Annotated in this window: 8 protein-coding genes; 7 read left to right on the top strand and 1 reads right to left on the bottom strand. The window is 62.9% G+C overall.

Annotated features, from left to right (window positions below; genetic code table 11):
* A partial coding sequence (locus MPJ51_RS04850; protein ID WP_298382742.1) for an NAD(P)-binding domain-containing protein occupies positions 1–122 on the bottom strand: 122 nt, incomplete at its 3' end.
* Between the two features lie 255 nt (positions 123–377).
* Here MPJ51_RS04850 and MPJ51_RS04845 point away from each other — a divergent pair.
* The 7 genes from MPJ51_RS04845 to MPJ51_RS04815 all read left to right on the top strand — a co-directional run.
* Complete coding sequence (locus MPJ51_RS04845; RefSeq protein ID WP_298382572.1) at positions 378–1,367, top strand: MoxR family ATPase; 990 nt, start codon at positions 378–380, stop codon at positions 1,365–1,367.
* Between the two features lie 10 nt (positions 1,368–1,377).
* Positions 1,378–2,358, top strand: a complete 981-nt coding sequence (locus tag MPJ51_RS04840; RefSeq protein WP_298382569.1) for a DUF58 domain-containing protein — start codon at positions 1,378–1,380, stop codon at positions 2,356–2,358.
* The gene (locus MPJ51_RS04835; RefSeq protein WP_298382566.1) at positions 2,355–2,837 is read left to right on the top strand and encodes a DUF4381 domain-containing protein; all 483 of its coding nucleotides are present in this window, start codon (positions 2,355–2,357) and stop codon (positions 2,835–2,837) included. Before MPJ51_RS04840 ends, MPJ51_RS04835 begins: the two co-directional genes overlap by 4 nt.
* A complete protein-coding gene (locus tag MPJ51_RS04830; RefSeq protein ID WP_298382563.1) occupies positions 2,834–3,826 on the top strand; it encodes a VWA domain-containing protein in 993 nt (330 codons plus the stop codon). The genes MPJ51_RS04835 and MPJ51_RS04830 overlap by 4 nt, the downstream gene beginning before the upstream one ends.
* Positions 3,817–5,352 carry a VWA domain-containing protein gene (locus tag MPJ51_RS04825; protein WP_298382560.1) on the top strand — a complete coding sequence of 512 codons (1,536 nt, stop codon included), beginning with the start codon at positions 3,817–3,819 and terminating at the stop codon, positions 5,350–5,352. The genes MPJ51_RS04830 and MPJ51_RS04825 overlap by 10 nt, the downstream gene beginning before the upstream one ends.
* Positions 5,349–6,629 (top strand): hypothetical protein, encoded by a 1,281-nt coding sequence (locus MPJ51_RS04820; protein WP_298382557.1) that lies wholly within the window; start codon positions 5,349–5,351, stop codon positions 6,627–6,629. Before MPJ51_RS04825 ends, MPJ51_RS04820 begins: the two co-directional genes overlap by 4 nt.
* The coding region (locus MPJ51_RS04815; protein WP_298382554.1) for a multiheme c-type cytochrome at positions 6,629–7,839 on the top strand (1,211 nt) is incomplete at its 3' end. The genes MPJ51_RS04820 and MPJ51_RS04815, both read left to right, overlap by 1 nt.

The following is a 7,839-nucleotide window of genomic DNA, read 5'->3' as shown; positions in this document are numbered from 1 at the left end:
TCGACCGGCGTGCGGTTGCGATGGGCGATGACATGCAGCGGATACCCGGCCTTCAGAATGTTGCTGGCCATGCCGTGGCCCATAAGGCCCACCCCGATGAAACCGATACTCTCTTTGGTCATTTCCCGCCCTTTCTTTCCGGGCCGCGTTCGGCCCCGACATATTCAACCCCGCAATCTATGCCAGCGGAATGGAAAGGAAAGACCGTGCCAGCGCCGGACAAGATGCTGAATTATAATATTCTCGCATTGCAATTTGTCTGACCTGCGGGTTCAATGCATCCCAGACCCTGATGATTTGGGTTTGTTCATTAAAACCATGGACCTGCGCCCTTTGGGGCCCGGGCCACTATTGTTTCAGTTTGATTTGGAATGCTCATGGCAACAGATGCGCAAAAGGCCGTCGATGTCCTGATGTCCCGGTTGGGAGAGTCGATCATCGGGCAACGCGACGTGATTGAACGGCTGGTGATCGGCCTGCTGGCAAATGGCAACCTGCTGGTCGAAGGGCTGCCCGGGTTGGCCAAGACCCGCGCGGTCAAGGCGCTGGCGAAGAATCTGGAAAGCGATTTCAGCCGTATCCAGTTCACCCCCGACCTGCTGCCTTCAGACGTGACCGGGACCGAGGTCTATTATCAGACCGAAAAGGGCTCGGAATTCCGGTTCGACCCCGGCCCGATCTTCGCCAATCTGGTGCTGGCGGATGAGATCAACCGCGCCCCCGCCAAGGTGCAGGCCGCATTGCTTGAGGCGATGGAGGAACGGCAGGTCACCGTTGCCGGGACCACCCACAAGATGCCGCCACTGTTCATGGTTATGGCCACCCAGAACCCGATTGAACAGGAGGGCACATACCCTCTGCCCGAGGCGCAGATGGATCGATTCCTGATGCATGTTCTGGTCGATTACCCGCCCGCCGAGGATGAGGTGCAGGTGATCCGTCTGGTGCGCGGTGAAGAGGCAGCGGCCAGCAAACCCAAAGCGGCCAAATCCGCGCAGCCCGAGACCATGTCGCAAGAGACGGTGTTTCAGGCGCGGTCCGAGATCGTGGACATCCATGTCTCGGACGCGATGGAGCGTTATATGGTCGATCTGGTGACTGCCACCCGCCATCCCGGCGATTTCGGCGATGACCTCGGTCGTTGGATCGAGGTGGGCGCCAGCCCGCGCGCCTCGCTGGCGCTGGACAAATGCGGGCGCACCCACGCCTGGCTGAAGGGGCGCGACTATGTTGACCCGCAGGATGTCCGCGCCATCGCCGCCAACGTGTTCCGCCACCGTCTGGGCCTGACCTACGAGGCGCAGGGCGAAGGCGTCTCCCCGGACCGCGTGGTCGAGGAGATGCTGGCGCAAGTGGCCCTGACATGAGGCGCGCGCGATGACCGACCGCGCCGCCCGCATACGCGCCGGGATCCGGACCGTCCCGCCTGCGCAGCCCGCACTGGACACGCGGGTCTCGGTCGATCTGGCGCATCTGCGGCGGTTGCAGGGGCAGGCAAAGACGCTGAATTTCCTGCCGCGCCAGCCTTCGGGCAGTGCCTTGAATGGCCGCCATGCCTCACGCATGCGAGGGCGGGGTCTGGCGTTCGAGGAGTTGCGCGGCTATCTGCCCTCGGACGACATTCGCTCGATTGACTGGAAGGTGACAGCGCGCACCGGCAAGCCGCATGTACGAGTGTTCACCGAGGAACGCGACCGACCTGCGCTGATTGTGGTAGATCAGCGGATGTCTATGTTCTTCGGCTCGCAACTTAACATGAAATCGGTCACGGCGGCGGAATGCGCGGCGCTGGCGACGTTTCGCATTCTGGATCAGGGCGACCGGGTTGGCGGGATCGTGTTTGGCGATGAGACCATCGCCGAAATCCGCCCGCAGCGCAGTGCCGCGGCGCTAAACCGGTTCCTGACAGCGATAGCTGCTGCCAACGCCCAGTTGCGGGCCGATGCGCCGAATGTGGAACCTGTCAGCCTCAATCAGGTTCTGGGCGCGGTCAGCCGGATTGCCCCGCGCAATCATCTGGTGCTGGTGTTTTCCGATTTCGACGTGATCGATGACCAGACGCACAAGCTGATCCGGGGCCTGTCGCGTCATAACGATCTGATCCTGGGCTTTGTCACCGATCCGATGGCCGATAACCTGCCCAATGACCTGCGGCTGGTGATCTCGGACGGTGTGATGCAGGCCGAGATCGATACCGGCCAGACCACCATCCACCGCCAACTGTCCGAGATGTCACGCGGACGTCTGGCCGAGGTTCTGGACTGGACCCGCACCCTTGGCGTTCCGGTTCTACCCTTGTCCTCGGCAAAAGACAGTCTGGCGCAGATGCGGCAACTGATGGGGCGGGCACGGCGATGAATGAAACCGTCGAAACATCTCCGGTTACGCTGGTCGATCTGATCGACCGGCTGGTCCCGGCACCGGAACCGCCTGCGGTCTCAATGATGCCGCAGACATGGGGCTGGGCGGCTCCGGCGCTGCTTCTGGTGATTGCGCTGGCCTATGCGACCTGGCGTTGGCGGCGCCGCTATGTGGCCAATGCCTATCGGCGCGATGCTCTGGCGGCGCTGCGGGCCGCAGGCTCGGACCCGGTGGCGATTGCCGGGATACTCCGACGCTGCGCCTTGGCGGCGTTCCCGCGCATGGACGTGGCCAGCCTCAGTGGGCCGGACTGGCTGGCCTTTCTGGACCACACCGGAGGCGGCACTGCATTTCGTGAGGGCGAGGGGCAGGTGATCTCTCTGGCCCCCTATACGGGCCAGTCACCCGATGCCCCCGACCTGACGCGCATCGCCGAGCACTGGATACGCAGCCACAGGCCCGAGGGAGTGACATGATCGCTCTGGCCAATCCATTTGCCTTGCTGCTGTTGCCGCTGCCCTTGCTGGTCTGGTGGTTCTGGCCCGCACGGCAACAAAAGGTGTCGGCGCTGCGCTTCCCGTTCTTCCGCAAAATCGTCTCAGCCGCGCAAGTCACGCCCGCCCCGGGCGCGGTGATCCTGCGCCGGACCCGGGTGCAGATGGCCGCCGCGATGATGATCTGGGTGCTGCTGGTTCTGGCGCTGGCCCGGCCCGAACGGCTGGGCGAACCGATTGAGATCACCCGATCCGCCCGCGATGTGGTGCTGGCACTGGATATTTCGGGATCGATGGACACGGTAGATTTCGAAACCCCCGCCGGGGACCGCGTGCAGCGGCTGGCGGCGGTCAAGGACGTGGTGCAGGATTTCGTGGCCGCGCGCGAAGGCGACCGGATTGCTCTGATCGTCTTTGGCACGCGTGCTTTCCTGCAGGCTCCGCTGACCGAGGATCTGGCGACGATCAGCGATCTGGTTGAATTAACACAAGTCGGCATGGCCGGACCGAACACGGTGATCGGCGATGCCATCGGGCTGGGCATTCGCACCTTCGAGACCAGCGAAGTCGATCAGCGCCTGATGATCCTGCTCTCCGACGGCAGCGACACGGGCAGCCGCATGAGCCCCCTGAACGCGGCAGAAATCGCGCGCAGCAAGGGGGTTGAGATCCATACGATTGCCGTGGGCGACCCCAACGCCACCGGCGAGAACCGGGTCGATACACAGGCACTGGCCGATATCGCAACGCGCACCGGCGGCAGTTCGTTCTTTGCCTCGGACACGCAGGCGCTGGCTGCGGTTTATGACCGGATTGATCAACTGGCCCCACGTCTGGTCGATCAAGTCTCGTACCGGCCCCGCACGCAACTGGCACCCATCGCAATGGCGCTTGCGGCGTTCCTGGGCTTGGGCGCGCTGACGCTGCTGACCCTGCGCCGCACCGGTTGGAGGCGCACGCGATGGAGCTGATCCTGCCGGAACTCGCGCTGTTTACTAAGGCGTTTCATTTTCTCCGCCCGCTGTGGCTGTTGCTGCTGATCCCGCTGCTTGCGCTGTGGTGGGTGAACCGGCGCGCGGCGACGCGGGTCCAGCCGATGTCGGACCGCATCGCACCGCATCTTCAAAAAGCGCTGACGGTCGGTGACGAAGGGCGGCGCTGGTATCTGCCGATTGACCATGCCACGCTGATCCTGACGCTGGCGATCCTCGGGGCCTCGGGTCCAAGTTGGACTCGGCAAGTGGACCCGTTTCTGGCCAAAACCGGCCCGCTGGTGATTGTGTTGGAGGTGACGTCCTCCATGACTTCTCCCGACCTGCCACCCGACCGGTTGGAGCGGGCAAAGTTCAAGATCCGCGACCTGCTTGACCTGCGCGCAGGCGGACGCACTGCGCTGGTGGCTTATGCCGGAACCGCCCACCGGGTTTTGCCTTTCACGGAGGACCCTCAGGTCATGCTGCCCTATCTCGAAGGCCTGCAGCCCGAGGTGATGCCCGATGACGGCGCAAACGCTTTGGCCGCGCTGGATTTAGCCACGAACTTGCTGGAGGCGGAACAGGCGGGCGGCATCCTGTTCGTTCTGGACGGGCTCGACACCGGTGACGCGCGTGAGATCAATGCCACCCAAGATACCGCCATCGCTGCGCTGGCGATGCTGCCCGAAGGGGTCGGGGATCAGGGTCTCGACCTTTTGACCTCGGTCCCGGTGATCCGGGCCACGCCCAATGATGCGGATGTGGCGCGACTGGACCGGCTGCTGAACACTGATTACCGCCGCGCTATGCTGGAAAACAGCGAACAGCCTTGGGAGGATCGCGGCTGGTGGCTGGCCATTCCGGCAGTTCTGCTGGCGCTGATCTGGTTCCGGCAGGGTTGGACCATGCGCTGGTCCGCCGCCCTGATCGCCATGATGGCAGTTATGGGGACGCCGCAAACGGCCGATGCCGATGGCATCGCGGATTGGTTCCTGACCCCGGACCAGCAGGGCTATCGCGCCTATCAAAACAAGGACTTCCAGGTCGCCGCTGATGCTTTTGTTGATCCTCCGTGGAAGGGCCACGCCCTGTATCGCGCAGGTCGGTATGACGAGGCGATCGAGGTGTTGGGCCGGCTAGACAGCCCCGAGGCATCATTCACGCAAGGCCTGGCCCATATCAAGAATCGGCAATACCGCGACGGCGTGCGGGCCTTTGAAATCACTCTGCAACGCGACCCGGATTTCCCCGGTGCGGCGCAGAACCTGCAAACCGCGCAAGAGATCGTGGAGTATGTGGAGGCCACCCGCGAGGCCTCGGACACCGGAGAAGAGGCCGGTATCGGTGCGGATGACGTTGTGTTCGACAATGAAGCCGCGCGCGGGGCCGAGACCCTGATCGAACAGCAGCCGACCGGCGAGGCCCCGATCCTCAGCACCGAGCAATGGATGAACACCGTCGATACCAGCACCGGTGATTTCCTGCGGATGCGGTTCCAGTTCGAAGCGAATGCGGGGCAATGATGCGGCTGGTTCTGTTCATTCTCGCCCTGTTTCTGGCCTCGTCTGTTTTGGCACAGACCAAGGCACCGCTGGTCAGGGTGGAGTTGTCGGCAGAAGAGACGGTCCCGGGGCAGGCGGTCGATCTGCGCATCACCGTACTGGTGCCCACATGGATGCCGAAACCGGTTGTCTTTCCCAGCTTCGAGGCCCCGAACCTGAACGTGCGCCTGCCCGAACGCGCCACCAACCCGGTCAGTGAAAGCGTCGATGGTGAGACCTGGTCCGGCATCTCGCGCCGCTACCGGATCATGCCGATGGTGCCGGGCCAGTTTCAGATACCGGCGCAGGAACTGGTGGTGACATGGGCCGATCCTGACACAAACGCGCCGCGCGAGGATCGCGCCGGAGTCGATGCGATCACCGTCACGGGCATCCTGCCCATAGGGGCGGAGGGGATGGACCCGTTCATCGGCGCAACCAGCCTGACCCTGACGCAGGAAGTCACGGGCGGCACCGCGCCACTGGCCCCCGGTGACAGCATCACGCGGGTCGTGACCGCCACTGTTAAGGGCACCGCACCGATGTTCATCCCGCCGCTGGTGCAGACCCCGGCCATTCAGGGCATCTCAACCTATCCGACCGAGCCGGTGCTGACCGAGACCTCGGACCGTGGGGTAATCGGCGGCACACGCGTCGAACAGGTGACCTATCTGGCGCAGAGCGGAGGTGAGGGCGCGGCTAATGCGATCTCGGTCGATTGGTTCAATCTGGAATCCGGTCAGGTCGAAACCGCCATGGTTGAGGGCTTTGCGCTGACCGTCGACGCGCCGGTCGCGCGGCAGGCCACCGATCTGTCGCTGCGGGTCCTGATCTGGATCGGTATCGGGTGTGTTGCGGTCATTGGGCTGATGTGGCTGGCTTGGCGTCCCATTGAGTCGCGATGGGTGCGGTATCGGGCGGATCGGCAAGCGCGCCATCTGGCCTCGGTCGCGTTTGCGCGTGACAGCATGCTTGAGGCGATCCGAAACCGTGATCTGGTCGCTTGTTTGAATGCGCTGGACTTGTGGGCAGATCGGGCAGGGGGATACGACCCAAGGCAGGATACCGCGATAAAACAGGCTTTGGCGCGGATCGGCGAGGTCCGGTATGGTGGATCACCTGCCAGTTTGGATGAGGTCGGTGCTTGGGGGGATTTACTCCAAGCAACCCGTAAGCTACCAGCAAAAAACGGAAAAACTCGCGTTCATCCAGCGCTGCCTCCGTTAAATCCACCCTCTGCAACCGGTAGGAGCAGTTGATGATCCGGTCTCTGATCCTGTCTGTTTCAGTTGGACTTTTGCTAACCGCTACAGCCTCGGCACAAGCGATTGAGGAACAGCCCCACTATGTCGGCTCCGAACACTGTACCAGTTGTCATCAGGAGGCCTCTGAGGTCTGGGCCGGCTCTCATCACGCGCTGGCCTGGACCATGCCGTCGCCGGATACCGTGGTGGCAGATTTTGACGGGACAACCTTTGAGCACGACGGGGTGCGGTACGCGTTTTCGACACAGGACGGCACCTATCGCGTCCATCTGACCGAGGCAGACGGGGCGGAGAAAGACTACACCGTGCATTCCGTCGCTGGCATCGCGCCGTTGCAGCAATATCTGATCGAAACCGAACCCGGACGGTTACAGAGTTTCGATGTCGTCTGGGATGTCGAAAGGCAGCGATGGTTCCACCTCTACCCCGATCAGACCCTGCCGCCTGATGACGGGTTGCACTGGACTGGACCATACAAGAACTGGAACGCCCGATGCGCCGAATGCCACGCCACCGGGTTTGAAAAGCAGTACGATGAACGCCTGCGAAGCTATGCCTCGGTTCAGGCCGAAATCGGTGTGGGTTGTGAAGCCTGTCACGGCCCGGGCTCGCGCCATATCGACTGGGCGCAAACGCCAGAGGCCGCCGCACCTGAAGGCTACGGATTTTCGATGGATTTCCGTTCGGCTGGCACCGAGGCGATGATCCAGCAATGCGCCACCTGCCACTCCCGTCGCGAACCGTTTGGCGCGGGCAACCCTCTGCCGGGCACCGGGTTTAACGACGCTTACAATCTGTCGCTGCTGCGCCCCGGTCTTTATCACGCGGATGGGCAGATACTGGATGAGGTCTATGTCTACGGCTCGTTCCTGCAATCCAAAATGTATGACAAGGGCGTCGGCTGCCTGAACTGTCACGATGCCCACAGCGCCGGGTTGAAGGCCGAGGGGAACACCGTCTGCACCCAATGTCATTCCCCGGCAGGGAACCCCGAATTCGCATCACTGCCGTTGAAGCAATACGACGATCCCTCGCACCATTTTCACGAACCGGAGTCCAAGGGTGCGCAGTGCAAAAACTGCCACATGATCGAGCGCACCTACATGGGCGTTGACGGACGCCGCGACCACAGTTTCCGCATTCCCCGGCCCGATCTGGCGGCCACGACCGGCGGGCCGGATGCCTGTACCGATTGCCACGCGGA

Origin of the sequence: Ruegeria sp., from assembly GCF_028066395.1 — a bacterium.
In the GTDB taxonomy this organism is placed as follows: domain Bacteria; phylum Pseudomonadota; class Alphaproteobacteria; order Rhodobacterales; family Rhodobacteraceae; genus Ruegeria.
Note: the sequence above shows the minus strand (reverse complement) of the source record. Positions and strands in the feature narration are given on the sequence as shown.